Origin of the sequence: Variovorax sp. WS11 (assembly GCF_010499245.1) — a bacterium.
GTDB lineage: Bacteria > Pseudomonadota > Gammaproteobacteria > Burkholderiales > Burkholderiaceae_C > Variovorax.
The window spans coordinates 2,456,341-2,481,991 of record NZ_JAAGOW010000001.1 but is presented as its reverse complement, the minus strand read 5'-3'; the positions used below and the strand labels follow the sequence as shown (position 1 = coordinate 2,481,991).

At 65.0% G+C, this 25,651-nt stretch carries 26 protein-coding genes; 13 read left to right on the top strand and 13 right to left on the bottom strand.

Going from position 1 to position 25,651, the window contains the following annotated elements; translation table 11 throughout:
* Window positions 1–33: 33 nt before the first annotated feature.
* From GXN78_RS12230 to GXN78_RS12215, 4 genes are read right to left on the bottom strand one after another with little or no spacing between them, the layout of a single operon-like run.
* On the bottom strand, window positions 34–1,653 hold the full coding sequence (locus tag GXN78_RS12230; RefSeq protein WP_106560835.1) for an ABC transporter substrate-binding protein: 1,620 nt from the start codon (window positions 1,651–1,653) through the stop codon (window positions 34–36).
* Window positions 1,654–1,685: 32 nt separating this feature from the next.
* Window positions 1,686–2,963 carry an FAD-binding oxidoreductase gene (locus tag GXN78_RS12225; protein ID WP_106560834.1) on the bottom strand — a complete coding sequence of 426 codons (1,278 nt, stop codon included), beginning with the start codon at window positions 2,961–2,963 and terminating at the stop codon, window positions 1,686–1,688.
* 43 nt (window positions 2,964–3,006) lie between these two features.
* Entirely contained in the window at window positions 3,007–3,930 is a 924-nt protein-coding gene (locus GXN78_RS12220) for a GNAT family N-acetyltransferase (RefSeq protein WP_239142681.1), read from the bottom strand.
* Window positions 3,927–5,093: a DSD1 family PLP-dependent enzyme gene (locus GXN78_RS12215; RefSeq protein ID WP_181360694.1), complete on the bottom strand. Its 1,167-nt coding sequence runs from the start codon at window positions 5,091–5,093 to the stop codon at window positions 3,927–3,929. Before GXN78_RS12215 ends, GXN78_RS12220 begins: the two co-directional genes overlap by 4 nt.
* Before the next feature lie 160 nt (window positions 5,094–5,253).
* Here GXN78_RS12215 and GXN78_RS12210 point away from each other — a divergent pair, with 160 nt between their 5' ends.
* Together GXN78_RS12210 and GXN78_RS12205 are read left to right on the top strand one after the other, a co-directional pair.
* The gene (locus GXN78_RS12210; protein ID WP_106560833.1) at window positions 5,254–6,171 is read left to right on the top strand and encodes a LysR family transcriptional regulator; all 918 of its coding nucleotides are present in this window, start codon (window positions 5,254–5,256) and stop codon (window positions 6,169–6,171) included.
* Window positions 6,172–6,303: 132 nt separating this feature from the next.
* Window positions 6,304–6,912: a TetR/AcrR family transcriptional regulator gene (locus tag GXN78_RS12205; RefSeq protein WP_106560832.1), complete on the top strand. Its 609-nt coding sequence runs from the start codon at window positions 6,304–6,306 to the stop codon at window positions 6,910–6,912.
* A 51-nt stretch (window positions 6,913–6,963) separates the two neighbouring features.
* Here the strand turns inward: GXN78_RS12205 and GXN78_RS12200 are convergent, their stop codons facing one another.
* Window positions 6,964–7,821: an NAD(P)H-binding protein gene (locus tag GXN78_RS12200; protein WP_106560831.1), complete on the bottom strand. Its 858-nt coding sequence runs from the start codon at window positions 7,819–7,821 to the stop codon at window positions 6,964–6,966.
* A 148-nt stretch (window positions 7,822–7,969) separates the two neighbouring features.
* On the opposite strand from GXN78_RS12200, the gene GXN78_RS12195 reads away from it, so the two are divergent.
* Window positions 7,970–8,782, top strand: coding sequence for a crotonase/enoyl-CoA hydratase family protein (locus tag GXN78_RS12195; RefSeq protein ID WP_106560830.1), 813 nt, complete (start codon window positions 7,970–7,972; stop codon window positions 8,780–8,782).
* 52 nt (window positions 8,783–8,834) lie between these two features.
* Window positions 8,835–9,605 (top strand): hypothetical protein, encoded by a 771-nt coding sequence (locus tag GXN78_RS12190; RefSeq protein ID WP_239142679.1) that lies wholly within the window; start codon window positions 8,835–8,837, stop codon window positions 9,603–9,605.
* Here GXN78_RS12190 and GXN78_RS12185 read toward each other — a convergent pair.
* Window positions 9,594–9,863 (bottom strand): hypothetical protein, encoded by a 270-nt coding sequence (locus tag GXN78_RS12185; RefSeq protein ID WP_106560828.1) that lies wholly within the window; start codon window positions 9,861–9,863, stop codon window positions 9,594–9,596. The two genes, GXN78_RS12190 and GXN78_RS12185, sit on opposite strands and share 12 nt — an antisense overlap.
* 210 nt (window positions 9,864–10,073) lie before the next feature.
* On the opposite strand from GXN78_RS12185, the gene GXN78_RS12180 reads away from it, so the two are divergent.
* Entirely contained in the window at window positions 10,074–10,466 is a 393-nt protein-coding gene (locus GXN78_RS12180; RefSeq protein WP_106560827.1) for a phasin family protein, read from the top strand.
* Between the two features lie 21 nt (window positions 10,467–10,487).
* Here the strand turns inward: GXN78_RS12180 and GXN78_RS12175 are convergent, their stop codons facing one another.
* The 3 genes from GXN78_RS12175 to GXN78_RS12165 all read right to left on the bottom strand — a co-directional run bounded on the left by GXN78_RS12175 (window position 10,488) and on the right by GXN78_RS12165 (window position 12,749).
* Window positions 10,488–11,381, bottom strand: a complete 894-nt coding sequence (locus GXN78_RS12175; protein ID WP_106560826.1) for a DUF72 domain-containing protein — start codon at window positions 11,379–11,381, stop codon at window positions 10,488–10,490.
* A 72-nt stretch (window positions 11,382–11,453) separates the two neighbouring features.
* Window positions 11,454–12,281 carry an NYN domain-containing protein gene (locus GXN78_RS12170; RefSeq protein ID WP_106560825.1) on the bottom strand — a complete coding sequence of 276 codons (828 nt, stop codon included), beginning with the start codon at window positions 12,279–12,281 and terminating at the stop codon, window positions 11,454–11,456.
* A gap of 114 nt (window positions 12,282–12,395) precedes the next feature.
* A complete protein-coding gene (locus GXN78_RS12165) occupies window positions 12,396–12,749 on the bottom strand; it encodes a hypothetical protein (protein ID WP_239142678.1) in 354 nt (117 codons plus the stop codon).
* On the opposite strand from GXN78_RS12165, the gene GXN78_RS12160 reads away from it, so the two are divergent.
* Window positions 12,748–12,978, top strand: coding sequence for a hypothetical protein (locus GXN78_RS12160; protein WP_164255325.1), 231 nt, complete (start codon window positions 12,748–12,750; stop codon window positions 12,976–12,978). The genes GXN78_RS12165 and GXN78_RS12160 overlap by 2 nt on opposite strands.
* A gap of 85 nt (window positions 12,979–13,063) precedes the next feature.
* Window positions 13,064–13,922 (top strand): IS5 family transposase gene (locus GXN78_RS12155; protein WP_106561534.1). Its coding sequence is split into 2 segments (ribosomal slippage): window positions 13,064–13,476 and window positions 13,475–13,922, totalling 861 coding nucleotides; the frame shifts between segments, so codons are not numbered across the junction.
* Window positions 13,923–13,926: 4 nt separating this feature from the next.
* Here GXN78_RS12155 and GXN78_RS12150 read toward each other — a convergent pair.
* Window positions 13,927–15,597 carry a peroxidase family protein gene (locus tag GXN78_RS12150; RefSeq protein ID WP_204162217.1) on the bottom strand — a complete coding sequence of 557 codons (1,671 nt, stop codon included), beginning with the start codon at window positions 15,595–15,597 and terminating at the stop codon, window positions 13,927–13,929.
* A gap of 248 nt (window positions 15,598–15,845) precedes the next feature.
* Between GXN78_RS12150 and GXN78_RS12145 the strand changes: the two genes are divergently transcribed.
* The 5 genes from GXN78_RS12145 (at window position 15,846) to GXN78_RS12125 (ending at window position 19,817) form a co-directional block, all read left to right on the top strand.
* Window positions 15,846–16,238: a cupin domain-containing protein gene (locus GXN78_RS12145; RefSeq protein ID WP_106559380.1), complete on the top strand. Its 393-nt coding sequence runs from the start codon at window positions 15,846–15,848 to the stop codon at window positions 16,236–16,238.
* 106 nt (window positions 16,239–16,344) lie between these two features.
* Entirely contained in the window at window positions 16,345–16,812 is a 468-nt protein-coding gene (locus GXN78_RS12140) for a DUF6130 family protein (protein WP_106559379.1), read from the top strand.
* A 49-nt stretch (window positions 16,813–16,861) separates the two neighbouring features.
* Complete coding sequence (locus GXN78_RS12135) at window positions 16,862–17,515, top strand: VOC family protein (RefSeq protein ID WP_204162216.1); 654 nt, start codon at window positions 16,862–16,864, stop codon at window positions 17,513–17,515.
* A gap of 74 nt (window positions 17,516–17,589) precedes the next feature.
* Window positions 17,590–18,552: an alpha/beta hydrolase gene (locus GXN78_RS12130; RefSeq protein WP_106559378.1), complete on the top strand. Its 963-nt coding sequence runs from the start codon at window positions 17,590–17,592 to the stop codon at window positions 18,550–18,552.
* Between the two features lie 227 nt (window positions 18,553–18,779).
* Window positions 18,780–19,817 carry an alpha/beta hydrolase gene (locus GXN78_RS12125; RefSeq protein ID WP_106559377.1) on the top strand — a complete coding sequence of 346 codons (1,038 nt, stop codon included), beginning with the start codon at window positions 18,780–18,782 and terminating at the stop codon, window positions 19,815–19,817.
* A 1-nt stretch (window position 19,818) separates the two neighbouring features.
* Here the strand turns inward: GXN78_RS12125 and GXN78_RS12120 are convergent, their stop codons facing one another.
* Window positions 19,819–21,207, bottom strand: a complete 1,389-nt coding sequence (locus GXN78_RS12120) for a LirA/MavJ family T4SS effector (RefSeq protein ID WP_146163141.1) — start codon at window positions 21,205–21,207, stop codon at window positions 19,819–19,821.
* Between the two features lie 210 nt (window positions 21,208–21,417).
* On the opposite strand from GXN78_RS12120, the gene GXN78_RS12115 reads away from it, so the two are divergent.
* A complete protein-coding gene (locus GXN78_RS12115) occupies window positions 21,418–23,784 on the top strand; it encodes a phospholipase C, phosphocholine-specific (RefSeq protein WP_106559375.1) in 2,367 nt (788 codons plus the stop codon).
* Window positions 23,785–23,852: 68 nt separating this feature from the next.
* Here the strand turns inward: GXN78_RS12115 and GXN78_RS12110 are convergent, their stop codons facing one another.
* Window positions 23,853–25,442, bottom strand: a complete 1,590-nt coding sequence (locus GXN78_RS12110) for a hypothetical protein (RefSeq protein ID WP_106559374.1) — start codon at window positions 25,440–25,442, stop codon at window positions 23,853–23,855.
* A 29-nt stretch (window positions 25,443–25,471) separates the two neighbouring features.
* The gene (locus GXN78_RS12105; protein ID WP_164255433.1) at window positions 25,472–25,645 is read right to left on the bottom strand and encodes a hypothetical protein; all 174 of its coding nucleotides are present in this window, start codon (window positions 25,643–25,645) and stop codon (window positions 25,472–25,474) included.
* Window positions 25,646–25,651: the final 6 nt, after the last annotated feature.

The following is a 25,651-nucleotide window of genomic DNA, read 5'->3' as shown; positions in this document are numbered from 1 at the left end:
CGACCAGCGCGGAGAACTCGCTGCGGGAGGAGGTCATGCGTCCAGCCAGACGTGTTCGGCGAAGCTGGAGCCCATCATCCCGCCGAGCGGTATTTGCGACAGGCCCTTGAGCTTGCTGGCGTGCCCATCGATGCTGGAGACGAACATCGGGATCCCGATGCCGCCTTCGTTGTGGATCATCACCTGCATGTCCGCATACATCTGGGCGCGCCTGGCCGCGTCGATCTCGCCGCGCGCGGCCACCAGCAGCTGGTCGAACTTCTCGTTCTTCCAGGCCGCTTCGTTCCAGGGCGCATCGGACTTGAAGAACAAGGTCAACGCCAGGTCGGCGCTGGGGCGTGTGTTGACGTTGCCGAAACCCACTGGGTGCTTCATCCAATGCGTAGACCAATACCCGTCGGCAGGCATGCGCTTGACCTCCAGATTCAGCCCGATCTGCTGGGCCGCGTTCTGCAGCACCAGGGCCATCTCCACCGAGTTGACCGCGGCGGGCGAGACCACCACCGGGACGGGGGCGCTGCCCAGGTTGGCCCTTTGAAGGTGCCACTTGGCCTTCTCGGGATCGTACGCACGCTGCGGCAGGCCCTTGAAGTGGAAGCGGCTGGCCGGGCCGATGGGCTGGTCGTTGGCCACCACGCCATAGCCCTGCGAGATGGTCTTGAGCATCTGCTCGCGATTGAACAGGTGCTTCATGGCCAGCACGAAATCCGGGTTGGAGCCGGGGCTGCGATCGAAGCGCATGACCAGGTCCGTGTACGACACCGCCTTGGACTCGAAGATCGCGTGCTGGCCGGTGGCCTTCACGCGTTCGACCGAGCGCGGGTCGACCGCGCTGATCAAGTCCAATTGGCCCCCCAGCAGCGCGTTGACGCGCGCCGACTCATCGGTGATGGCGAGGAACTCGATCTCGTCCAGATACGGTCGGTTCGGCTTCCAGTAGTTCTCGTTGCGCACGGCGATGGAGCGCACGCCGGGCTTGAACTCCTTGACCTTGTAGGGACCGGTGCCGATGCCGGCACTGAAGTCGGTCGTGCCTTCCTTGACGATGTGGAAGTGGTAGGTGCCCAGGATCACGGGCAGGTCTGCGTTGGGCGAGGTCAGGCGGAAAGTCACCTCGTTCGGGCCGGTGGCCGTCACTTGCTCGATCTGGTCGGCCAGGACCTTGGCCTTTGATGCGGTCGCCGGGTCCTTGTGCCGCATCATCGAGAACACCACATCGGCCGGCGTCAGCGGCTTGCCGTCGTGGAAGCTCACGCCCTTGCGCAGCTTGAACACCCAGGTCTTGGCTTCCTTGGTGCTGAACTCCTCGGCCAGCGACGGCTGCGCCGCCAGGTTGCCGTCCAGCGAGGTCAGCCCGTTGTAGAACATGAAGCCGCGGGCGTAATCGGTGCCGTTGGACTGCCTGGCCGGATCGAGTGTGTCGTTCACGCCCGAAGCAGTACCTGCGACCCGAATGCGGCCGCCCTTGCGCGGCGTCTGCGCATGTGCCGTGCCGGCCAGCGTCGCGACGCTGCCCGCGAGCGCCGCCTGCATGCCGCCGGCCATCAGCATCGCCAGCACGTCGCGCCGGTTGGCGCCGCGCTGCAGCTGGCCCATCAGGCGCGTGCTTTCCTCGGCCCCGATCAGGCCCCTGAGATTCGTGTGCTCGTTCATGGTTGACTCCTCGATTAGTGGCGAGATCGGCTTCAGGCGAGCTTGTCCTTGAGCCGGTAGTAGGCCCCTACCAGCGGCAGGAACCACGGGGGTCCGACATGGCCCGGGATGGCCGGCCAGTCGAAGTCTTTCCAGGGATTGAGTTCGGCGCGCCCGTCCATGACTTCCGCCATGATCGTCCCCATCAGGGTCGACATCTGGGTGCCGTGGCCGCTGTAGCCCATCGAGTAATAGATGCCGTTGCGCTCGCCGGCGCGTGGCAGGCGGTCACGCGTCATGTCGACCATGCCGCCCCAGCAATAGTCGATGCGCACGTGGCGAAGGTCGGGAAAGACCTCGTGCAATGCCGTCTGCAGGATCGCGCCGCTCTTCTCGTCCGAGGTCGGGTTGGAGACAGCGAAGCGGGCGCGTCCACCGAAGAGCAGCCGGTTGTCGGGCGTCGTTCGGAAGTAGTTGACCAGGTTCTTCGTATCGACCGCCATCCGGCGCCGCGGCAACAGCCGGTCGAGCGTCTCTGTCGGCAGTGGCTCGGTGACGATGAGAAACGCGCCGACCGGCACGATGCGGCGTCGAATCCAGCCCAGCGGCCCCGTCTGCGAAGTTCCGCTCGCCAGCAGAACCTGCTTGGCGTGGAGCCGGCCCTTCGGTGTCTCGAGCTGGTGGCCGCCGCCGGGGGCGGGTCGCAGGCCCGTCATCGGCGTGCGCTCGTGCATCTCGACGCCGCGCCGCGCTGCCGCTTCTCCCAGGCCGCGGACGAAGCGCCCGACATGCATGCCCGCGCCTTTGCGGTAGATCAGCCCGCCGTGGAAGCGGTCCGAACCCACCTCGCGGGCCAGGTCGGCACGGCTCACCATCTCCGTGTCGGGATCGACATTGGTCGCCAGCAGTTCCTGGCTGCGCGCCAGCTTGTCGTAGTGCTCGGGCTTGGCCGCGAGCTTGATCTTGCCAACGCGCGCGAAGCTGCAGTCGATTTTCTCTTCCGCCACCAGGCGCTCGACCGTATCGACGCCGGCGTCGAAGGCTCGATAGAGCCGGTCGGCGACTTCCTTGCCGAGTTTGGCCGACATCGTGCCGTAGTCCTGGGCAAAGCCGTTGTTGCACATGCCGCCGTTGCGACCGGAGGCGGCGTGCCCGATGGTCTCGGCTTCCAGGAGCACGACGCGTGCCCCCTTCTTGGCAAGCGCCAGCGCAGCCGAACAGCCGGTCAGGCCGCCGCCGATTACCGCCACATCGCAGCTGCCCTGCACCGGTCCTGCAGTGGCACTGCGGAAGGGCTCCGAGGTGTCCAGCCAATACGAGGTCAGCTTCATAGCGGCCTTTCCAGCGTCTTCGAGCGCGGCATCGTGATGTCTCCTAGTTGAACGACTGGTTGGCCAGCGCGAACATGCGTGCCGGCCCCGCCGGCGGAATGTCGGGCCCCTTGACCATCGTGATGGCGTCACCGACCTGGCGCAGGCCGATGCTTTCGAGCCAGTCCCCGAGCTGCGAGGTGGCAGCCGTGTCGACGCGGACGAAAACCTGGCCGAGACGTGCGAGCGCGGCTTCGATCAAGGCGCGCGCATCGGCCGCACTTTCGGCGACCACGGGACCGATGACGTGCCCGCGGCCGAACAGGCGTGAAATGGCATAGCCGCGTGGCTCGCCGTCACGCACGAGCACGTGGCCGTCACCGGCCTGGATGAGCCGATCCAGCATCTGCCGCCTGGCCCAGCCCGTGGCCTGCCGGTCCAGACGCGCGACCGCCTCGACGTCCGATGGTGCCATCGCCCTGACCAGGCTGGCCGGTGGCGCCTGGTGGCCCTCGTCGGGAACGCCTTGATGCTGTTGGATGACGCCGGTGCGGACAAAGCCGCGCCTTTCATAAAGCGCCAGACCTTCGGCCGTCGAGTTCAGCGTGATGGTCCGCGGGTGCGCCGCTGCCAGCAGCGCATCCATCAGCCGGGCACCGTGGCCGCGGCCTTGGGCAGCCTTGGCGACGATGATCATCCCGGCTGAAGCTTGGGTCCCGCCGTAGGCCCACCAGGCCGCGGTCGCGATCACTGTACCGGCGCCGTTGCGGAGCACGAAGCCCTGGCCGAGCTCGAGCGCGAAGGCCCAGTCCTCGAGCCGATAGGGCCAGGACATCTCCTGCGAAAGCTGGAGGGCGCTTTCCAGGTGTTCCGTGGCAAACGGCACTAGCGCCACATCGTCGTGGTCGTGGTGGCCGGGCCGAGTCGCCATGGCGGTCATGGTTTGCGCACCGGGAGGGACACCGGTCACGAACTGCTCGCCGCTCATCGCCAGCCCTCGAAACGCGACCACTCGACTTCGACCCGATCGGATGCGCCGCGAACGACGTGATAAGCCCGATGCTGGGCGCCCGTGGCGCAGGCGTGGTTCGGCAGGATTCGCACACGATCACCGATCGCGAGATCGGGCAGCTTGCCCCCCGAGCCGGGACGCACCGTGATGATCCCGTGCTCCTGGTTGGCGTCCGCAACGATCAGGTCGGGGTAGGGCACGCCGGCGGCGTCGCACACCAGCCCATAGCCTTGGTCGACCGCCTGCCTGCGAGTGCCGCGGTCCTGCGACAGCGCCATCCAGCCGGCGTCGACCACGATCCATCCCTTGTCGCGCTGGTGGCCGATCACCGTCGCCAGCACCGACAGCGCGATGTCGTCGACTTGGCAGATACCGATCCCGGCCATCACGAGATCGAAGAACACGAACACGCCGGCCCGGACTTCGGTGACGCCGGTGAAGTCGGCGGCGTTGTGCGCGGTCGGTGTGGAGCCGACGCTGACCACCGGGCAGGGCAAGCCCGCCTCGCGCAGGATGGTGGCGGCATCGACCACGCTGCGGCGCTCGACCTCGGCACATTGACGCAAGGCCTCGGCCCCACGGGCTGAATAACTGGCGCCGGCGTGCGTGATCACGCCCCGCAGTTCCGCACCGTCTTCGAGGGCGCGGCCGATGTCCAGCAGCAGCTGCCGGTCGGTCGGCAGCACCCCGGAGCGGTGGCCGTCGCAGTCGATCTCGATCAGCGCTGGAATGCACGCACCGGCCTGGCGCGAGGCCTGGGCAACGGCTTGCGCCTGCTCCACAGTGTCCAGCACCACGGTCACGTCGGCGCCCCCGGCGCGCAGCGCCAGCACCTGTGCCAGTTTCGATGGTGCAATGCCGACGGCGTAGACGATGTCCCGCACGCCGGCCGCCGCGAACTGTTCGGCTTCAAGTAGCGTCGAAACGGTCGCCGGACCCGACGGCGACGTCATGACGCGCCGCGCGACGTCCACCGACTTGGACGTCTTGAGGTGGGGACGCAGCGTGACGCCCAGCGCGTCCAGCCTGGCTTTCAGCCGTGCGATGTTCCTCTCCATCCGCGCAGCGTCGAGGACGAGGCAAGGCGTCGCCAGTTCCCCCAGTGTCGTTGCGATCTGTTCGGCTTGCGTCTGCTTCATGGCTATGGCCTGGCCCAATGTCCTGCTCCGAGTTGTGCTTGTCCAATGCGGCCTCCTGGATGCGGGGCCGGCACCGACCAAGTGAGATGGCCGGATGTTGCGCCTGATCGATTGAACCTACAATTTATCGAACCTGCATAGTGAGTTAAGGCTCCACTAAATGATCAGCTCTGAGGATCTGCGCTTCTTCAACGTGCTGGCCCAGTCCGCGTCGCTCGCTGAAGCTGCCCGGAAGATGGATGTCACGCCGCCGGCCGTCACTCAGCGCCTGCAAGCACTGGAAGCACGGATTGGCATCCGCCTGATCGACCGCTCCGGCCGCAGGATGGTCCTCACCGATGAAGGCGATCTGGTCGCATCGCACGGGACAATCGTGGCCGGGGCGATGGAGGCGCTGTCCGAGGCATTGGCCAATCGCAAGAAGGCCGTCAGCGGGCATCTACGCATAGCCGCCCCGCATGGCTTCGGCCGGCTGCATGTCGCACCCGTGGTCGATGCGTTTGCAAAAGCGCATCCTGGCGTGACGGTCACCCTGGACCTTGCCGACCATCCCGGCGCGCACCTGGTCGAGAGCAGCGACGTCATCGTCCACATCGGACCGCCTGGGGCCCAAAACCAGATCGTCACGACGCTGGCACCGAACCGGCGCATCCTCTGCGCCAGCCCGGACTATCTCGCCGGTGCTTCGCCGATTCAGTCGCCTTCAGACTTGCTGCGGCATCGATGCCTTGTGGTGAGAGAGAACGACGAAGACGTCACGCTGTGGCGCTTCGTGCACGCTTCGCGCGAGCCGGAGACCGTCCGGATCCGTCCCACCATGTGCACCAATGACGGCGCGGTGGTGCGCGACTGGGCGGTCACGGGGCAGGGTGTCGCGATGCGGTCGGAGTGGAACGTCGCTGCCGATCTGGCAGCCGGTCGGCTCAAGCGGGTGCTTGCGAGTTGGGAGGTTCCTGCCGCCGACGTCGTCGCCATGCTGGGCACCCGTTTCGGGCGAAGCGCGCGGGCAACGGCCTTTCTGGCGATGCTGCGCCAATCTCTTGCGCCGCCGCCTTGGAGGCGAAGGACTGCGCGATGACGCCGGGGTCTCAGGGGGCGGGCCACCATCGACCGGCCTCGCAGCAGTTGGCGGGCTGGCGTGATACCAGTGCATGGGCGATACCTACTGACCAGTAGATAATTCCCGCTTTCGTACCAAAGGATCTCTTCCATGCTAGATCGCGAGCTTGCCGACGCCGCACACAGGCGGAGGCTGGCCCCTGAGGAACGACGCAAGAAGATCGTCGAAGCGGCAGAACGAGTTTTCGCCGAACGCGGCTTCACAGGCACGTCGATGGACGAAGTCGCCCGGCTTGCGGGGGTGACGAAGCCCGTGCTCTACGACCATTTCGAGTCGAAAGCGGCACTGTTCTTCGCGGCTGCCGAGGGCGCTCGCGATGAGCTTCTGGCGCGCGGAAAGGCTGCTGCTCTTGCCGGCGATCTGGAGGCACGGTTTCGCGCTGGCATCGAGGCCTTCTTCCTGTTCGTTGAGGAGCGCCCGACCGGTGCCCGATTGCTCTTCGTGGTGCCGAAGTCTGACCCCGTGGCCGCCGAGGCCGCCGCAATCGTTCAGCGCCAGGCTCGCGAGACGATCGCGGCCCGCTTCTCACCACTGTTGCGTGGCCGAAAGCCCTGGCAGAAGGATCTGGCAGCACTCCATTTCCAGAAGGGCCTGCATGCGCTGGCCGAGTGGTGGCTGGACAATCCCACGATTCCTCGCAGGGATCTCGTGGACGCAGCCTTCTCGTTGAGTTGGCACGGATTCGGACCGCGCGAGTAGGCGAGCCAACGGATCGAGCGGCTGGCGTCTGCAAAGGCAATCATTCGCGTCTCACATGTGCGGCGGAATCGGCGTGTTTCGGACCTTGCCCTTGGGCTCATCCGCGTGACCCAGAAGCCAGTCGCGCCATGTGACGCTGCCCTTGCATCCATTCGCGGCAACGAATCCCATGCGCCTGGCCTTCTCTTCCGATATGTCGAGGCGGATCAGCCTCCGCCGCAGGCCCCGGATGTCGAGATATTGCTGCGCAAACACCGGAAACGGCTTGGCCTCCGGCCCGCCGATTTCATCGTGCATCCCTCTGTCCGGGCTGTCGGCGCACCTGATCAGGTACGCGGCGACGTCGGTCGTGGCTACCGGTTGCATGACCGAATTCGGGAGCGGCCACCAGGGCAGCCATCGCATGCTTCGCAGGAGGCAGGCCATCAGGTAATGGAAAGGGGCCGCACGAACGATGGACCACGGCAGATCCGACTGCCGTACCAGGTTCTCGCCTGCGAGCTTGACTCGGTTGTAGGGCAGTGAATTCTTAGGATCGAGCCCGACGATCGAGACGTGCACGAAGTGCTCGACACCGGCTCGCTCGCTCTCCTGCAGAAGGTGGCGTGTTCCATCGACATCCACGGCGCGAGGGGTTCGGAACAAGTCAATGAGTCGAACGTAGCCGCGCTGCGCGATGGGCGAGAACGTCGCCGCATTGATGACCGTCGTCACGCCGTCGAGGGCGTCGCGAAGACCATCGCCGTTCGACAGGTCGCCGCGCGCCCAGTCGATGCGCGCGTCGGACCCGGGCTGTCGCGCAAGCACGCGAACCCGCCTCCCGGCAGCGAGCAGTTGCTGAACCAGGTCTCTGCCGAGATGGCCTGTTCCTCCGGTCACGAGGGTAAGTCCAGTTTCCTTGTTGCTCATGGGGTCGAGTCGTCCTGGTGGAGTTTCGGGGGGAAGCCTCGGTGAATGCGAGCTTGCTGCCAAGGCCCTGGTGCAACCTACTGTATAGTAGGTTATCATGAACCACGCACCACAGGAGTAACGGCGGCAGCAACATCGGAGCGAAGTCATGCAAGATCGAATGCAAGTACTGATGGCCAACGCAATCGCGGATGTCCGCTTCGACCGGCCCGGCAAGATGAATGCCATCGATGCCGACATGCTCTGGGCCCTGGCCGAAACAGGCGAGTCGTTACAACGTGATCCGACTCTGCGTGCGATCGTGCTTTCCGGCAACGGTGCGGCCTTCTCCGCCGGACTGGACTTCGAGGCCCTCAGGGGCCTTTCGACTGGCGACACGCGGCTGCCGTTCACTGATCTTGCGGAGCGATCACACGGAATAGCCAACTGGGCGCAGCATGTCGTGTGGCAGTGGCGGGAGATGCCGGTTCCCGTGATTGCGGCCATTCACGGTGTGGCCATCGGCGGTGGCTTTCAACTGGCCCTGGGCGCGGACATTCGCTATGCCGCGCCCGACGCGCGCTTCGCGATCATGGAGACGAAGTGGGGATTGGTTCCGGATATGGCCGGGACCCAGCTCATGCGTCACCTGGCGCGCGAGGACGTGGTGCGTGAGCTGACCTACACCGCACGGATGTTCTCGGCCGAGCAGGCCCGCGATTTTGGCTTCATCACCCGCGTGACCGAAGATCCGCATGCCGTTGCGATGGAGACCGCGCGCGAGATCGCCGCCCAAAGTCCGGATGCGATTCGTTCGGCCAAGCGGCTGTTGAATCTGGCCGTCGCATGCGATGCCGCGAGCGGTCTGATCGCCGAAACGCGCGAACAGAAGGCGCTGCTCGGTACGCCCAACCAGCTCGAAGCGGTGATCGCGGGCCGCGAGAAGCGCGCCCCACTGTTCATCGATCCCCGGGACAAGTAGTCCACCTGCCGTCCGCAACCATTGAAAGCGAACACCGGCTAGCATGCCCGCCATGAGCAACACCTACGTCACCGTCGAAGAAGCGATCCTCCTCCGCGGGCTCCGGATGGTCGTCGTGGGCCAGGTCCCCAGCCCGTGGTCGGAGGCAGCGAAGGGCATCTTCCACGTCAAGCAGATTCCGTGGACGGGAGTCCACTTGGCTTACGACAGCCAGGCGCTCAAGGACTGGGCCGGCCAGCGCAGCGCGCCCGTCGTCGTCTACGACGACGAGCCACCGCTCTCCGGGTGGGCCGAGATCCTGCTGCTGGCGGAGCGCCTTGCACCTTCGCCGGCGCTGCTGCCCAAGGACCCAGCCGATCGGGCGCTGGCGTTCGGGCTGGCCCACGAGATCATGGGGCAGCAAGGCTTGGCCTGGTCGCGCCGGCTTCAGCTGGTCGAGGCCGGGCTTCTCGGGCTGGGCGGATTCCAGTCGAAGGTGGCGGCGTACATCGGCAAGAAGTACGGCTACAGCCCGCAAGCCGGCGCCGCGGCAACGTCCCGGGTCGTCGAACTGCTGACCATGCTGGCGGCTCGGCTGAAGGCACAACACGCAGCGGGCAGCCCTTACTACATCGGGGCGGGGCTCACCGCAGTCGACATCTACAGCGCCAGCGTCCTCGGGTTGCTACGCCCCCTGCCGCAGGATGTCTGCCCCATGCACGCCGGCACACGGGCCGCCTTCGAATTCAGCGAGCCGGCCACCGAGGCGGCCCTGGACGAGGTCCTGCTGCGGCACCGGGACATGATGTACCAGCGCCACCTGGCGTCGCCCTTATCGCTTTGAAGGCTTCCTTGGCGACGTACGGCGATACATCGCCCACTTCAAAGTCAAGATGTCTGCGGCGATCTTGGCCGCGTTGACCCCCGCATACGATTCGGCCGGATCGAATTGGAATGCCTCTTGGTATCGGGTGATTTGCGCATAGTCCTTGTCGAAGACCATCGGCCCCGTGAGGTCGCTCGGATCGACGCCGGCCGGAATCGCCAGAAACTTCTCTGGATTGGTAGCACTCTGGTAGAGGTCCACGCTCAACAGGTTCATACATCGGCCCTCGACATTCTGAGAATGGTGGAAGCGAGCCCTGGCGCTGCCGCACGGGCTCGACGAATAATCACCCGCCTCCGCGCCGCGTGCAATCAGCGCGGGCCTACATGGCGAGCGTGAAGTGCACCGAGAGACGGCGCCCTATGCAATGATGCTGCGCCGGCGCAGCCTTTATGCCGGGCCCAACCCACCACCAGGAGACATGCCATGGCAACAGATCCGTTTGGCGATATGAAGAAGATGCTGGAGCAGTTCAAGATGCCAGGTGTCGACATGACGGCCATCCTCGAGTCCCAACGAAAGGACGTCGAGGCGCTGGTGGAGGCAAACAAGTCGGCCTACGAGGCCATGCAGGCCATCGCGCGCAAGCAAACCGAAATGATGGCCGAGTCGGTGCAAGTCATGCAAGAAGCTGCGAAGAGCGCCGCAGACCCGGCGAAGCAGACCGAGGTGGTTCGCAGCGCCTTCGAAAAGACGATCGCCGACATGAAAGAACTCGCCGAGATGGCGCGCCGTTCACAGTCCGATGCGATGACCCACATCACGCAGCGTGCCGCTCAGCACATGGAGGAGATCAGGAAAATGATGCTGCCCAAGTAGGTTCTGGGCGGACGTCGCCCTTCACCCATACGCCAGCAGCATCTTCATGAACGCGATCCCATTGCGCTGCCCCTTGTCCTCATCGCAGTTGTTGAAGATGACATGCGCATGCTTGACCTTGTAGGCCAGGCGAACGACTTCCGCCATGATCTCCCGCAGCTCTTGATCCGGATAGTCGTAGTCGAAGCGCTCGGCCGCCGAGGCCGCCCCTTTCACGTTGTAGGTGTCCACGTTGCGCCCGTGCAGACGCACCAGCGCGTAGTCGGAGTTCGTGGTCTCGGCCAGCATCGGCACGCTGTTGGCGAAGCCCTGCGGTCCATCGACGATGGTGTGCACCGCGCGCAGCTCGCGCAGGAAGTCGATCGTGCCGCCGCGGTGCGCTTCGGTCCACCACGACTCGTGCCGGAACTCGACGCTGCAGACATGGCCCGCCATCATTTCGATGCAATGCAGGGCATGCGCATGGCCTTCGCGATTGCATTGCAGCCAGGGCGGAAACTGGAAATGCACCAGGCCAAGCTTGCCGGCGCCCTTGAGCGGTGAGATCGCGTCGATGAAGCGGCGCCACAGCTCGTCGCGGATCTCCGCTGGGGTGCCGCGGTAGTAGAGCGTCTTCGTCGAGCCCAGCGCTTCCTTGATGTCCTTGGGAAGGACCTTCGGGTCGGTCTGGTGGCCCGTGAAGAGGCGGAAGGCCTTGACGTTGAAGGTGAAGTGCTCGGGCGTGCGCTCGGCCCAGTTGTTCGCATTGGCGGGCGCGGGGATGCCGTAGTAGCTCGAATCGATCTCGACCAAGGGGAAGACCGACGCGTAGTAGCGAAGCCGCGCCTCGGGCGTCTTCGCTTCCTTGGGGTAGAAGCGCCCGCAGTCGATGAGGGTCTTGTCAGTCCACGAGGCGGTTCCGACCAGGATGCTCATGACGGGATGCTAATGGCTCGAGCCATTGCGTGCCAGCCTCGTCAGGCGCGCCTTCCGCAGGCCTGCGGCGAGCTAGCGCAGGCGCAACTGATGATCGGATTCGCCTTTGCGCATCTCCACCACCGCATCGAGCGCCTTCACCATCCCCACGAAGCTGTCGTACGCGTGATCCTTCGGATCGAAGGTCGGATCGAGTCGCTTGATCATGTGCCAGGTCGCCCCCTTGCCGACCCAGGCCTCCCCCTTGGTTTCAGAGAGCAGGCGCACCGCGCGTTTCAGTATCTCGGCGGCCGGATCGACTGGCGCGGGCGGTGGTTGGACTGGTTTCTGAGCTTCGTCCTCCGCCGCAATCGCCGGGCTCTCATCGACTTCCTCGACGAGGTTCTCGTAGTAGCGGAACTCGTGGCAGCTCTTGGCCCAGTGGCGGTTGGTATTCTTCCTCGTGCCGATGCCAACCAGCGTGCGGCCTGCGGCCTTGATCTTCTGGGCCACGGGCATGAAGTCGCTGTCGCCGCCCACGATGATGATCGTGCCGATGTGATCGAAGCGGCTCATGTCCTCCGTGGCATCGAGGCATAGCTTGATGTCGGCCCCATTCTTTGCCGAAGCACCGGGCGAAAACAGCTGGATGAGTTCGACGCCACCCTGAAGCAGCGCATCCCGGTAACGCCCGAAAAACTGCCAATTGCAGTAGGCGCGATTGATCGCCACCGGCCCGAAAGAAGCCGCAAGCTCCACGACGGCCTGAATGTCGATCAGCGGCTCCTGCGGCTTGAAGCGCGAATCGCTGCGCCCGTAGAAGCCTTCGCCAAACTTGACCTCTGCCAAGCCAGCGTGAAGGTTCTCGAAATCCCAGTACAACGCGACGGAGCGGCTCTCTTCGCTGTCACTTCGGTTCATCTCTGGCTCCTCTGTTCTGGGGGCCATAGTATGGCCAACCTGAAGTGCAAGCCCGCAGGCGACCCGCGTCATGTCGGGCGAGGCGGGCCATCGCGCAGACTGCTTGCAAGCCGTTCAAAGCGCCTTGACCATCCCGATGCAGATCAGAACCAGCTGCGCAACGTTGAGGACCATGCCCCACACATGGAGCCAGCGAAACCGGCGGATACGGGTCGTGTCGGTCCCAGTCATTGCTTCGCGCAGCCGGTCCATGCGCGAGAGAATGCCCCGGCTGCTGGCGAACGCGATCAAGGCGATGCCTGCCATTCCCATGGCAATGACGGGACGTTCGGAAACTGTGTGGGTCAGCGCGCCGGCGGCGGCCGTCACCATCACGGCCTTGTAGTACACATCGAAAAGGCCGCGGATAAAACGAGCGTCCAGGGGCGTATCGTGCTTCAGGATCATCAGCGGCAACGAGCCGAACATGAAGAAACCCATCCAGACAAGGAGAATGACGATGGTGGCGAACGGAGCGACGGTGGTTAGCATTCGAACGCGGCAGGTTGTCGTTGGGCCCGACATTTTGCTGCGGGACATCCGAAAGCGGTGTGCTGCGATCGGCAAGTCGGTCGCAGCAGGCGCGACCATGGCGCTGTTGATCGCCTGCACAGCGCTCTGGCGGGAAGTGCCGATCCGCTTTGTCGTCGTGAACTGAGGGCCCGGTCCGCTTCTTAGAGCTTATCCGTAAATAGGTAAACTATCGATCTGAGCCGCATTGGGCGCGGTGCTGGATCGAGATCTTGGCGAAACGTGTTGAGTCATGGGTAGTGACCGATGAGTTCTGGCAGCGGGTGGAGCCGCTGATCCCCGCGCGCTCGGCGGCGGACAAGATCTATGTGCGCAAGCCTGGGGCTGGCCGGCCGCCAAAGCCGGCTCGACTGGTGTTCGAGGCGATCGTCTACGTGCTGCGCACCGGTTGCCAGTGGAAGGCGCTGCCCAAGGAACGCTTCGGCAGCGCAAGCGCCGTTCACAAGCGATTCCTTGAGTGGGAAGCTGCCGGCTTCTTCGAAGACTTGTGGAAGGCGGGCCTAGCCGAGTACGACCAGATGGAGGGCATTGCCTGGCGCTGGCAGAGCGTTGACGGCGCGATGATGAAGGCGCCGCTGGCACAGGAAGCCGTCGGCCGCAACCCGACGGATCGGGGGAAAAAAAGGCAGCAAGCGCCACCTGTTGGTGGACGGCCGTGGCGTCCCGTTGTCGCTCGTCGTGACCGGGGCCAACGTCCATGACTGCAAGCGGCTTGACGACGTACTCACCACCATCGTCGTCAGGCGCAAGGATCCACGACATCGGCGACACAAGCATCTGTGCGCCGACGCGGGCTACCGGGGAGCCGGGCACCTTCGCACCATCGAGGACCACGGCTACATCCCGCACGTCGTTGGTCGACGCACCGAAGCCGACATCAAGCAGCGCGATCCAAACAAGAAGGCGCGGCGCTGGGTCGTCGAGGTCTGCCATAGCTGGTTCAACCGCTTCCGCAAGTTGCTCGTGCGCTACGAGAAACTCGAGCGCAGCTTCGTCGCGCTCAACCATCTCGCCGCCGCCATCATCGCCTTCCGCAAGGTGCCTACCGATGTCAACATAATTTACGGATAAGCTCTTAGTCTTTCGTCGGATTGAGCTTCTTCGGATCGCCGTCGTAGGCATAAAAGAGCAGGTCGGGCATCTCGAAGCGATTGCTGCCCTTGCCCGGGCCGAACTCGACCTGGAATGGGCGGTTGAGCAGCGAGATCTTCGAGGCCTGCATCGCACGATGGAAGGTCTCGGCGACGATCCGGGCGCCCACGCCGGCGAGCTTGCCGCTGCCGAATTCCGCCTCCCGAAGAATGTAGAACCACAGCGGTGTCTTGCCCTTCATCTCGTCCAGGCGCGGGATGTCGGCCTTGGTCAGCACGACACCCACGTTCGGCGTACCGGTTCCGTTGTTGATGTCGGATTCCGAGAGCGGATCCACGTCCAGGCCCAGCTGGCTCATGACATCGAACAACTGCTCGCCGCTGGGCAGGCCGAGCATGTTGCCCCGGACCATGTTGCGGAAGGCAAGATTGCGCTTGCTGGCCACGGAGCTGGTCGCGCCGAACGAGCCGGCCGGAAGCGACTCCAGCGGGTTCACCAGCGTCGTGTCCATGAACGCCGCAAAGTTGAATTCGTTCGGAGCTCGCGCACCCTCCGCGTCGGGAATCTTCGCGAAGTCGAACAGACGAGGCCAATCGGCCACCCAGTTGCTCGGCAGGGCGGTGCCGAACGGGCCGCTCTCCAGGTTGTCGATATCTTCCTGGCTGCCGGGCGGGTGCTGGGTCGGCAGCAGCGTGCCGCTGGTGCCGCTGAAGCGGAAGAGCCGGAAGATGTGGCCGTCCCGGAACCCCGGAAAGATGCTGTTCCAGCTGTAACCCCCACGGATCATGCTGTGGCCCAGACGGAACGCCGCGCCCGAGAACTCGACCGGCATGGTGGCATTGAAAGGGTCTCCGTCCACTTCGAAGACCTTGCGGCCGTTGTCGTAGACATCGTCGACCACCGCCTTCTTGGCGATGCGCGGAAGATAGTCGGTTCTCAGGAGGAACTGGTAGTGCAAGACGACCTTTTCCTGGGCCCGCTCGAACAAGCCCGCGCTGGGGCTGCCGCTGGCGATCAGGTCGTCCACCACGCGGTTGTGGAATCGAATGAACGCGAGGTGCACCTGGGCGACGGCCAGGTTCTCGTCGTTCCGGCCATCCGGAATGAGTGCCTGCCTGGCAGGCCCGGCGGCGCTGTCGACTTGCCTGCGCGGCAGGTCGAAGCCCTTTTGCGCGGCCAGTGCCGGGATGCCAGGCACGGGAAAGGGTGCATGCGTCTTGATGTGAAGCTTGTCGGCTTCGTAGATGTCCGGATCGAGATCCGGGCCTCGGCCATAGAGGCTGTCCAGGTCGAGCGTCGGTGAACGCAGCGACTGCAGGTCCCTGATGGGCGTGGCGTTGATGTCCAGCTGCGTCGGATCCAGCGTCATGTCGTGATCGACGAACTGCCCGAGGTAGGTGTAGCCGGCCGGGATGTCGCCGGCCTTGGGTTGATTGGCCGTGCTGGTCATCTTTGCGGCCACGCCGGCCAGCAGCTCGATATGCAGCGGTGTGCCCACCACCCCGTCGCCGGCGAAGTGCGAGAAGCGGAACTGTGTCGACAGATCTAGCGTGCTGGCTTCCGCGCACTTGGGCGTTCCGTCCTCCTGCATGGTGACCAGCTTCGTACCGATGAGATAGCTCTCCCGGCCATGACGTCCACGTTGTCCCATCATCGTCTTCTCCTTTGCTTGCAATACGTTGACCAGATGCGAGCAGCGAAGGTACGTCCCGGACGTGCGTCGGCACATCCCCCGCACTATGGATGTGGATCCAGGCCGCCAGTTTTGTACGCCACTGTGTCTAGCAGGCGTACAAACACACCGGAACGCAAATCGGCCGCCGTTCGACAAATCACGGATACGAACGCCGCTTTCAATACATCCATCGTTTCTTGTTCGATCTCAACCACGAAGGAAGTCATATGAAAGCGACACGCATCCTCGCAGCAGCACTGCTGATTGCCGTAAACGGCTTGACACTGGCCCAAGCCCAACAGCCCGCCATCGGGCGCACCGAAGTCGTCCGGCACGACCTCGCCACGCCGGGACGCGAGGCCATCCAGGTGCGTGTCGACTTCGGCCCCGGGGCCTCGTTCGGCATGCACACGCATCCGGGCGAGGAGATCGCCTATGTGCTGGAAGGCACGCTGGAATACCAGTTCGAAGGCAAACCGCCGGTCACGCTCAAGGCCGGCGACTCCCTGTTCATCCCGGCCGGCGCGGCGCACGCGGCAAGGAACGTGGGCAGCGGCAAGGCATCGGAGCTGGCCACTTACCTCGTCGACAAGGGAAAGCCGCTCGTCGTGGTCAAGTGAGCGCGCCGAAGAACGCCCCCTGATTCAGTCACTCGACGGCCGGCCACCGAGACGCCAGTTCATGCAGCGCGCAGCCGGCACGCGCTACCCACAAGGAGACAACACCATGCGATCCCTCTTCAAGCACGTTGCCGTCGCCGCCGCCGGCGCGATTTTCTGCCTCACAGCCGTGGCGCAGACGGCCACCGAGGCCGGCCGTCCCGCAGCCGTGCTTCCGCTCGCAGCGGAAGCGCCGCCCAAGCTCGTCGTGTACCCGCCGCTGGCTGATCCTTTGGCTCGGGGCGTCGTCATCCTCCAGTACCGGACCGAGAACGTGCGGGTCATTCCGGTCTTCGGCATGGGCGCGCTGGAGGTGTCGCCGCGTGTGGGGCATCTGCACGTGACGGTCGACGACCGGCCCGGCACGTGGGCTCACACGAGCGGCGATCCGATCATCGTCGTTGGCCTGGAGCCGGGCGTGCACAAGATGCTGATCGAAGTGGCCGATCCGGTCCACAAGATCTTGACCAGCGAAACGATCACCGTGACGGTGCCGACGCAGCCGGGAGCGGCCGCCATCTCCCACAAGCACTGACCGCAGCATTTCCACCCGTTCGAACCCACCACTATCCAAGGAGCTACACATGAGCGTCATCCACCAACCCGAAGCCAGCAACCAGAACACCGCCGACCTGCCGCGGTTCGACATGAAGCTGGAAGTCGTCACCCTCCCCGTCTCCGACGTCGAGCGCGCCAAGCGCTTCTATGAAAGCCTCGGCTGGCGGCTCGACGCCGACGTCCAGGGCGAAGGGTTCCACGTCCTGCAGTTCACGCCGCCGGGCTCTTCATCCTCGGTGCATGTCGGCAAGGGCATCTCTTCGGCGGCGCCGGGCTCCGTTCAGGGACTCTTTCTCGCGGTGTCGGACATCGAAGCGGCGCGGGCCGACGTGGCCCGGCGAGGCATCGAGATCGGCGACATCTTCCACCGCGCGCCGGGAGAGGTGCCCGGGACCGGGCCGCACCCGACCCGCCGCACGTACTCCTCCTATGCCGCGTTCAGCGACCCGGACGGCAACGGATGGCTGCTGCAGGAGGTCACGTCGCGCTTGCCGGGCCGTGTCGACACGGACGCCGTGACATTCGCCTCTCGCGCGGAGCTGGTTGTCGCGCTCCGGCGGGCTTCCGTCGCGCATGGAGAACATGAGAAGCGCATGGGTGGGCAGTACGACGTCAACTGGCCCGATTGGTATGCCGACCATGTCTTCGCTGAGCAGACTGGCGAATCGCTTCCGACCTGAACGCCTACGTGAGCGCGCGAGGGGAAGCCACTTCCGCTCGCGCGCTCCTGCCAGAGACCCTACGGAGCAGTGAAATGTCGAAATTACCCATAGCCAGGCTCGTTGCCATCGTTTTTGCCTTCGGCTTCTCGATTCTTGCCGGGTGCGCTCTATATGCCCGCAAGCAGGACCCGAAGACGGAGATCGGTTTCCTGCAAATCGATTCCGACATCAAGCTCAGAAGGATGGTCGTTCACAACTCGAAACCGAAAGGAGTCGTTCTCTTCCTGCATGGATTTCCCGAGACCGTTTATGCCTGGAAGGAGATCGCACCCGATCTCGCCCGAGACTACGAGGTCCATGCCTTCGATTGGCCGGGATTTGGCCTTTCATCAAGACCGCCTGTCGATAAATTCTCTTACGCGCCCAAGGACTATGCGCGCGTTTTGAAGGCGTACATCGAGAAGGCCGGCATCGACAAATCAAGACTGGTCATCTACGCCACCGACATTGGCTCCTTGCCGGCGCTTCTTCTTGCCTTGGACGACCCCAATCTTGCCAAGTCGATGATCGTTGGAGATTTCGCCCCTTTCAACAGGCCTCAGTACATGCAGGACAACCTGCAGAATCTGAAGTCGAAGCCGTCTTCCGACCTGGTTCGCGCTGCCCTGAACAAGAATCGCGACGAAATCCTGGAAAACGCGTTCAGAAGAGGTTTGCCGAAGGATGAGCAATTCGATCTTCCTCAAGAATTCAAGGACGACATGTTGCGAGGATGGAATCAGGGCGACATGACATCGGCTGACGCCTTCTATCACTACTATTCGAATTTCACCCGTGACCAGGACTACTTCGAGCTCAACCTGGCCAGGCTCAAGACGCCGGTCAAGCTTATTTGGGGTGAAAAGGATTTTTATATCGACAAGCAAATGGGCGTCGAGTTTGCCAAGAAGGCAAGCCTGGAATTTCATCTTCTGCCCGACCTTGGGCACTATCCGCATCTCCAAAGCCCAAGACGAACGATCGAAGAAGTTCGAGCTGCGTTCGGTAGCAGGTAGCTTTCAAGAGCGGACTGAGCGGCTTCGGCAGGATCTCGCGTCCGACGACGCGCGAGGCATCAGGTCAAGGCCGTCGGTCCCGACCGGCAGGCTGATCACGAACTGAAATTTATTGTGCTGAAAACCGGCCCGGATACACAGCCATACAAAGGCTGCGCTCCAGGCCATGTTCCGGCACAACAATTCGCTCCGCCAGTCCCCCTTGCATCCCGTACGAAGGACCTTCCATGCCAGACACGTTCCACTTGCCTAGGCGCTCGTTCCTCGGCGTCGCCGCGATCGGCGTTGCGGCCTCTCAACTTGCCGCCAGCCCCGCGTTCGCACAGTCCACCGATTCGGCGAACACGCGCCGCGCATCGCCGCAGAAGCGCCTCGAGCCCCTGAAGAGCGTCGATGCCGGCGTGCTCAACGTGGAGTACTTCGAAGCCGGCCCGGCCAACGGCGCCCCCGTGATTCTTCTGCACGGCTGGCCTTACGACATTCACACCTACGTCGACGTCGCGCCGCTGCTGGCCGCGGCCGGCCATCGGGTGATCGTTCCGCACCTGCGCGGCTACGGCAAGACCCGCTTCCTTTCGGACACGACGCCCCGCAACGGCCAGCAGAGCGTGGTCGCCGCCGACATCATCGCCTTGATGGATGCCCTGAAGATCGACAAGGCAACAGTGGCAGGCTGCGACTGGGGCGCGCGCACGGCCTGCATCATGGCCGCGCTGTGGCCGGTGCGCGTGAACGCGCTGGTCTCCGTCAGCGGCTATCTGATCGGCAGTCAGCAAGCCGGCAAGGTCCCGTTGCCGCCGGAGGCCGAACTGCAGTGGTGGTACCAGTACTACTTCGCCACCGAGCGCGGCCGCCTGGGCTACGAGAAGAACCGCAACGAGTTCGCCAAACTGATCTGGCGGATCGCATCGCCGAAGTGGGCCTTCGACGCCGCCACCTTCGAACGCAGCGCCACGGCCTTCGACAACCCGGATCACGTGAGCATCGTGGTCCACAACTATCGCTGGCGGCTCGGCCTGGCGGAAGGCGAAGCGAAGTATGGCGACCTGGAGACGCGGCTTGCGCAGGCGCCGGTCATCGGCGTGCCGACCATCACCCTGGAAGGGGACGCCAACGGCGCACCGCACCCGGAACCCAGCGCCTACGCCAAGAAGTTCTCGGGCCCCTACCAGCACCGGAACATCACCGGCGGCATCGGGCACAACCTGCCTCAGGAGGCACCCGAAGCCTTCGCAGCCGCCGTGATGGACGTGACGCGCCTTTGACTCAGCGCACCTCGTCGTTGCGCAGATACCAGACCAGCGCATATCCCGCATCCTGCAGGGTCCGCATCTCCTTCGTCTGCATTGCGGTCCCTGTCTCCACGCGCTTGACTTCGTTCACCACGGTCTTGATCTTGATGGGCATCACGCCCGGCTGTTGATTCGCGGGCGTGGTGAACACGGTCTTCGGAACCGTGACCTCCTTGTAGCTCTTCACTTCCTTCTGCATCGACGCCGAGGAGATCACGGCGGCCGTCTTGTCGTTCATCATGCGGGTGCTGACCTTGTCCACGCCGCCGAGGCCGCCCAGGCCTTCGCTCTGGTCGAAGCGCTTCTTCCAGCGCGTGGCCAACAGGATGCGCAGGCACCAGAGGTTGTCGCAGTTGTTCGCGTCGTAGGCGTTGCGCTCCAGGAACTCCGAGCTGATCAGCGCCTTGTTCATGCTCTCCGGGCAGGTGTAGACCGACAACCCGCCCTGGCAAGCCAGCGTCTTGAGCGCTACCGCGCGATCGGCGTTCTCGGCCGTGTCGAACAGCGCCTGCCAGATCCACAGCTGCTGCGCGCTGCCCTTGGGGATGACTCCGCCGCCGTCGGTGTCAGGCGCCTTGGCCGAGAGGTAGCCCATGCTCTTGTAGATGTCGAGCGGCGTGTTGAAGAGGAAGATGTCGTGCACTGCGGCGGCCGCCGTGATGGCGTACCACTGCAGGCGGTGGGTGTACTCGCCGTGGTAGGCGCCCGCGCCCACGTCCTTGAACTGGTAGCCGTGGCGCAGCAGCGGATTGAAGGCCAGTGCGTCCAGGTCGCCGACGACGGTCGGCACCCCTTTGGGCAGGGCGACCTTGGCCAGCTCGGCCGGCTTGGGTTCGCGAAACTTTTCGCCTTCCTTGACCTGCGGCGTGATGCGCTTCACTAGGCCGCTCGCGTTGGCCGTGGCGGCCGTGGAGAACAGCGTACCGGTCTTGGCGTCGTCGAAGAATTTTCCGTTCTGGATCTTCTCGTGGTTGAAGCCGGATTCCGACTCGAACTTGCGCAGCGCGTTCGACAGCAGCTTGTGTGCCTTGAGGTATGCGTTGGCGGAAGACACGCCGGGACTCGCGAACTTGCTGGGCGTCGTGTACGGCTTGGCCGCTGCCGCCGTGGCGGGCAGCGTCATGCCCGACTTGAGCTTGGCGCGGATCTCGCGCTCCAGCGGGACCAGGAAGCGCTCGACCCGCCTCGGGTCGGAAAGAAAGCCTCCGATCTCGGCATAGTCGAACGGCAGGAAGTACGCGTAGGGGATGGTCTTCAGCGCGTTGTTGCCGGCGATGGCCTGGTCCAGGTTGGGCCAGTAGTGATCGATGATGTCTCTCTGGAACGCAGGGACCGACATCCTCTGCGTGACGGGAAATGGCATGGCACTCCTCCGGGTCTGTCGGCGGAACGGCGCCGGGCGGCCCTGGCTTGGCGAGGGCGGCTGTGATCTTAGGCAGTCGAGGCCGCCCCTGCGATCCGACGAAAGAAGTAGGCCTTGCCCGAAGACGGACGGCCGGTCGTCCCACACATCGCGTCACGGTTGTGACATCGCGCTTTCCTAGGCTCGAAGGGCACACCGCACGCGAACAACATGACCACGAACTCACGCCGCAAATTCCTCCAGAGCACCGCCACCACCGGCATCGCCGCCGCCACCCTGGCGGCCTTTCCCCCCAGCATCCGCCGCGCGCTGGCCATCCCCGCCCACCACGACACCGGCACCGTCAAGGACGTCAAGCACGTGGTGCTGCTGATGCAGGAGAACCGCTCCTTCGACAGCTACTTCGGCACCTTCAAGGGGGTGCGCGGCTTCGGCGACCGCTTCGCCGTCCCGACGCCCAACGGCAAGAACGTCTTCCACCAGACCTACACCAAGACCACGCCGCCGAGCACCTTCGTGCCCTACCACCTCGACGAGAGCAAGGGCAACGCGCAGCGCGCCGGCAGCACGCCGCACGCCTGGTCCGATTCGCAGGCGGCGTGGGACCACGGCCGCATGTACAAGTGGCCGGACGCGAAGAACCAGCTGTCGATGGGCTACTACGAAGCCGCGGAGGTCCCGTTCCAGCGCGCGCTGGCCGATGCCTTCACGCTGTGCGACCACTACCACTGCGGCATGCACACCGGCACCATCGCCAACCGGCTGTTCTACTGGAGCGGCACCAATGGCCCGAACGGCGTCAGCCCGGTCGACGGCAGCAAGGTGCAGGTCGCGGCCTTGAACAACCAGTTCAACGCCGGCAACGACATCGGCGCCTCCACCCAAGGCTGGACCTGGACCACCTATGCCGATCGGCTCGAGAAGGCCGGCGTGAAGTGGAAGGTCTACCAGAGCCTGATCGACAACTTCGGCTGCAACGAGATGATGGGCTTTCGCCATTGGCGCACCGCCGTCGAGCAGATGCCGCCGGCCCGCCGCCCCGTCTACGTGCCGGCCACCGACATCACCCAGCCCGTGACCGCGGCCGGCCCGTTCTACGACCCGGTCGTCGACGACGCGCTCAGCCCGCTGGCCAAGGGCTTCCACAACACTATGCCCTACGGCTTCCTGGAGACTTTCCGCGAGGACATCCAGAACGGCAAGCTGCCCGCGGTGTCGTGGATCATCGCGCCCTCGGCCTACAGCGAGCACCCCGGCCCGTCGAGCCCCGCGAAGGGCGGCTGGTACGTGCAGCAGGTGCTGGATGCGCTGACGGCCAACCCCGAGGTCTGGAGCAAGACCGTCCTCTTGATCAACTTCGACGAGAACGACGGCTTCTTCGACCACCTGCCCTCGCCCTCCGCGCCCTCGCGCAATCCCGATGGCACGCTGGCCGGCGGCACCACGATGGCAGAGGCCGACGTGGCTGTCGAATATCACAACTACACGCCCGCCACCACGAGCCAGCCCGCCATCGATGGCCGCCCCTACGGCCCCGGCCCGCGCGTGCCGCTGTGGGTGGTGTCCCCGTGGAGCCGTGGCGGCTGGGTCAACTCGCAGGTCTGCGACCACACCTCGACGCTGCTCTTCCTCGAAAAGGTCTTCGGCGTGGCCGAGCCGCAGATCGGCGCCTACCGCCGCGCCGTCTGCAGCGACCTCACCAGCGCCTTCAACTTCGAGCGACCCAACGACGAGCCGCTGCCCACCCTGGCGGGCCGCAGGACCAAGGCCGAGGTGGATGCGCTGACGGCGGCCCAGCAGGCGCTGCCGAAGATCGTGCCTCCGACCGACCTCGCCCTGCCGCTGCAGGCCACCGGCGTGCGTCCCTCGCGCGCCCTGCCCTACGAGCTGCACGCCAGCGCGCGCGCCGATGCGCTCAACGGCCGCGTCCAGCTGCAGTTCGCCAACAGCGGCCGCGCCGCCGCCGTGTTCCACGTCTACGACAAGCTGCACCTGGCAGACCGTCTGCCGCGCCGCTACATGGTCGAGCCGGGCAAGCAGCTTAGCGGCGACTGGGCCGCGATGACCGACGATGCCGGCCTGTACGACCTGTGGGTGCTCGGCCCCAACGGCTTCCATCGCCACTTCAAGGGCGACCTCAACCGCTTGCGTGCCGGCGGCGCGCCGCTGCCCGAGATCCGCGTGGGCTACGACGCGCGCAAGGGCGACATCTACCTGAAGCTGCGCAACGACGGCCGGCGCGATTGCCGCTTCACCGTGCAGCACAACGGCGCCTATCCCCGCCTCGATGGCCATGGGGCCGGCGGCAAGGACGGGCGCGACGATCATGATGACCGCCGCCACGATGATCGCGACGATGACGGTCGCGGCCACGGGCCGCGCGGCCCGTGGAGCGTCCGCCTCAACGGTGGCGACGACGCCACCATGCGCTGGAGCCTCGACGCCACCGGCAACTGGTACGACTTCGTGGTGACCTGCGATGCCGACGCCGCCTTCTACCGCCGCTTCGCCGGTCGGGTGGAGACGGGCGGGCACTCGGTGAGCGATCCGGCGATGGGGCTGCCTGAGCGTTTCTGAACGAGACCGGTGCGACGCACAAGAGCGCGGCGGGTATCGAGCACCGCGCGCGCCTTTGTCGTTGCGCCTCAGGTGGCTGGAGCGTTGGGGTCTTTGGCGGTGAACGCCGCGATGATGCGGTCCATGAAGGCGAAGACCAGCTCGATGCCGTAGCCGGCGACGAAGGCGAGGGCCCAGATAGGCAGCTTCTTGGCCTGTGTGGTGCCACCCACGACGGCCTCCTGGGCCGACAGGAGGCTGCTGACGGATTCCGGCGTCAGCAGCCACGTGGACGCGAGTCCTGCCAGCGCGCCAAGACCCAGGCGAACCAGGTGGTTGAAACCAGAGCCCTTGGCAAAGGTCCTGGCGGTGATCTCCTTGCTCATCCTGCGCAGGATGAAGGCATGGGCGCCAAGCCAGCCCAGCAGCAACGGCAGGTACACGTCGCTCAGGCGCGAAGCCACCGTTCGAGCCTGCTCCACCTTGGCGGCGTCGGATGGCCCGGGCGTCGAGAGGACCGCGAATGCCATCCCGCCGCCGGGATGGGATGCCGGCGTTGTGCTGACATCGGTGGTCGGCAGTGCGGCTGCACGTCCTGGAGCGGGACCAACGCGCTCCGGGGTCCGTTCCGCACGGGCCTTGGCTTGGTCCCCTTTGGCTTTTTCCACGTCGCTGCACAGCACGAGCTTCGCAATGGGGTTCGAGTCCAGACAGGAACTGGCGGCCCAACTGGCCAGCCGGTCGGGAATGGTTGCGAGTTCCTCTTTTGCGCGAGCAAGTTCGAGGGAAGCGATGGTCACTGCGATCGTGGCATCCGACGTGGCCTTGTTGGCGGCCTCAAGCGACGTGGCGGCAGTTCCGCCTTGGCCCGCTGTCGCTGCAGGGGCGGCCGCAGGGGTTGCCCCAACGCGGGGCGCACGCTTGTCATTGAATGCGGCAGTCGCGACGCCCGTGGCGCCGGGGGCGATAGGTCGGGCCGCTGCCTGAAGAGCGGCCTTCATCACGGGAATGTCGCGCGTGAGCTTGACGACGATTTCCTGCAGCTCCTTGTACCGGTTCAATGCGAACGAGCCCTGGAAGTAGAAGCTCAACGCCACGCAGGTCCCCCACAGCACGCCCATGAACACCAGCACGCTCAAGATGCGCCCCAGGGTCCAGGACTGCAGCTTTTCCAGCCCTTTCGCCTTGTAGAGTCCAACGACGGTCGGCAGGCGGGTCGTCGAGGCGTCCAGCGTTTCTTCGGTAATGGGCGCCAGCGCGATCGTCAGCCCTTCATACGCCTTCATGAACTCCTGCTCCTGCTCCGCAGTCGGCATGCCGCTGTCGACAGCGGCACCGATGAGCACCAGGGGCTTGCGGATTTCGTCCTCCACCTTTCGGCCATTGCCGGCGGCAAAGGTCAGGAGGCGCTGCGCGGCATCGGCCAGGGGCCGCATGCGGGCGACGCGGCTCACCTGTGCGCGAATGTCGCCCGGTGTCGTGTTCAAGCCCGCCACCGCATCGCCGAACGCCCGGTAGAAGGCATCGCGGTCCGCCGCACCGGGAACTGCGATGGCGGCCTGGTTCCTTCTGGCGGCCAGGAGTACGTCAGCGGTGCCTGCCGGCAATGCGACGTTCTGGCGCAGCGCGTGTTGGGCGAGTACCTCGGCGTCGGCAATCATTTCGGACAGGCTGGGCATGATGTTCTCCTCGGACTTGGGGCCGCGAACTACCGCCTGGTACCCGGCCGCAGCCGGCGCATCGGATGCTGCAGGTACACGCTGTTGTCGATGTCGGTTTCGACGGTGCTGTGGTGTACCGCGATCGGCGAGACCGCACCTCCACCGGAGAGAGGACGCCGCGGCTTCGGTGGCGCGCCGCCGAAGCCCAGGCGCTTTGGCACGGCCTC

Coding starts and splice junctions, on each gene's coding strand:
- GXN78_RS12115 (WP_106559375.1), top strand. CDS start 21,418: ATGACCACGAACTCACGCCGCAAATTCCTCCAGAGCACCGCCACCACC.
- GXN78_RS12175 (WP_106560826.1), bottom strand. CDS start 11,381: ATGAGCATCCTGGTCGGAACCGCCTCGTGGACTGACAAGACCCTCATC.
- GXN78_RS12125 (WP_106559377.1), top strand. CDS start 18,780: ATGCCAGACACGTTCCACTTGCCTAGGCGCTCGTTCCTCGGCGTCGCC.
- GXN78_RS12140 (WP_106559379.1), top strand. CDS start 16,345: ATGCGATCCCTCTTCAAGCACGTTGCCGTCGCCGCCGCCGGCGCGATT.
- GXN78_RS12190 (WP_239142679.1), top strand. CDS start 8,835: ATGAGCAACACCTACGTCACCGTCGAAGAAGCGATCCTCCTCCGCGGG.
- GXN78_RS12130 (WP_106559378.1), top strand. CDS start 17,590: ATGTCGAAATTACCCATAGCCAGGCTCGTTGCCATCGTTTTTGCCTTC.
- GXN78_RS12120 (WP_146163141.1), bottom strand. CDS start 21,207: ATGCCATTTCCCGTCACGCAGAGGATGTCGGTCCCTGCGTTCCAGAGA.
- GXN78_RS12185 (WP_106560828.1), bottom strand. CDS start 9,863: ATGAACCTGTTGAGCGTGGACCTCTACCAGAGTGCTACCAATCCAGAG.
- GXN78_RS12110 (WP_106559374.1), bottom strand. CDS start 25,442: ATGCCCAGCCTGTCCGAAATGATTGCCGACGCCGAGGTACTCGCCCAA.
- GXN78_RS12215 (WP_181360694.1), bottom strand. CDS start 5,093: ATGAAGCAGACGCAAGCCGAACAGATCGCAACGACACTGGGGGAACTG.
- GXN78_RS12160 (WP_164255325.1), top strand. CDS start 12,748: ATGAAGAAACCCATCCAGACAAGGAGAATGACGATGGTGGCGAACGGA.
- GXN78_RS12225 (WP_106560834.1), bottom strand. CDS start 2,963: ATGAAGCTGACCTCGTATTGGCTGGACACCTCGGAGCCCTTCCGCAGT.
- GXN78_RS12135 (WP_204162216.1), top strand. CDS start 16,862: ATGAGCGTCATCCACCAACCCGAAGCCAGCAACCAGAACACCGCCGAC.
- GXN78_RS12180 (WP_106560827.1), top strand. CDS start 10,074: ATGGCAACAGATCCGTTTGGCGATATGAAGAAGATGCTGGAGCAGTTC.
- GXN78_RS12230 (WP_106560835.1), bottom strand. CDS start 1,653: ATGAACGAGCACACGAATCTCAGGGGCCTGATCGGGGCCGAGGAAAGC.
- GXN78_RS12145 (WP_106559380.1), top strand. CDS start 15,846: ATGAAAGCGACACGCATCCTCGCAGCAGCACTGCTGATTGCCGTAAAC.
- GXN78_RS12210 (WP_106560833.1), top strand. CDS start 5,254: ATGATCAGCTCTGAGGATCTGCGCTTCTTCAACGTGCTGGCCCAGTCC.
- GXN78_RS12195 (WP_106560830.1), top strand. CDS start 7,970: ATGCAAGATCGAATGCAAGTACTGATGGCCAACGCAATCGCGGATGTC.
- GXN78_RS12205 (WP_106560832.1), top strand. CDS start 6,304: ATGCTAGATCGCGAGCTTGCCGACGCCGCACACAGGCGGAGGCTGGCC.
- GXN78_RS12170 (WP_106560825.1), bottom strand. CDS start 12,281: ATGAACCGAAGTGACAGCGAAGAGAGCCGCTCCGTCGCGTTGTACTGG.
- GXN78_RS12165 (WP_239142678.1), bottom strand. CDS start 12,749: ATGTTCGGCTCGTTGCCGCTGATGATCCTGAAGCACGATACGCCCCTG.
- GXN78_RS12220 (WP_239142681.1), bottom strand. CDS start 3,930: ATGAGCGGCGAGCAGTTCGTGACCGGTGTCCCTCCCGGTGCGCAAACC.
- GXN78_RS12200 (WP_106560831.1), bottom strand. CDS start 7,821: ATGAGCAACAAGGAAACTGGACTTACCCTCGTGACCGGAGGAACAGGC.
- GXN78_RS12150 (WP_204162217.1), bottom strand. CDS start 15,597: ATGATGGGACAACGTGGACGTCATGGCCGGGAGAGCTATCTCATCGGT.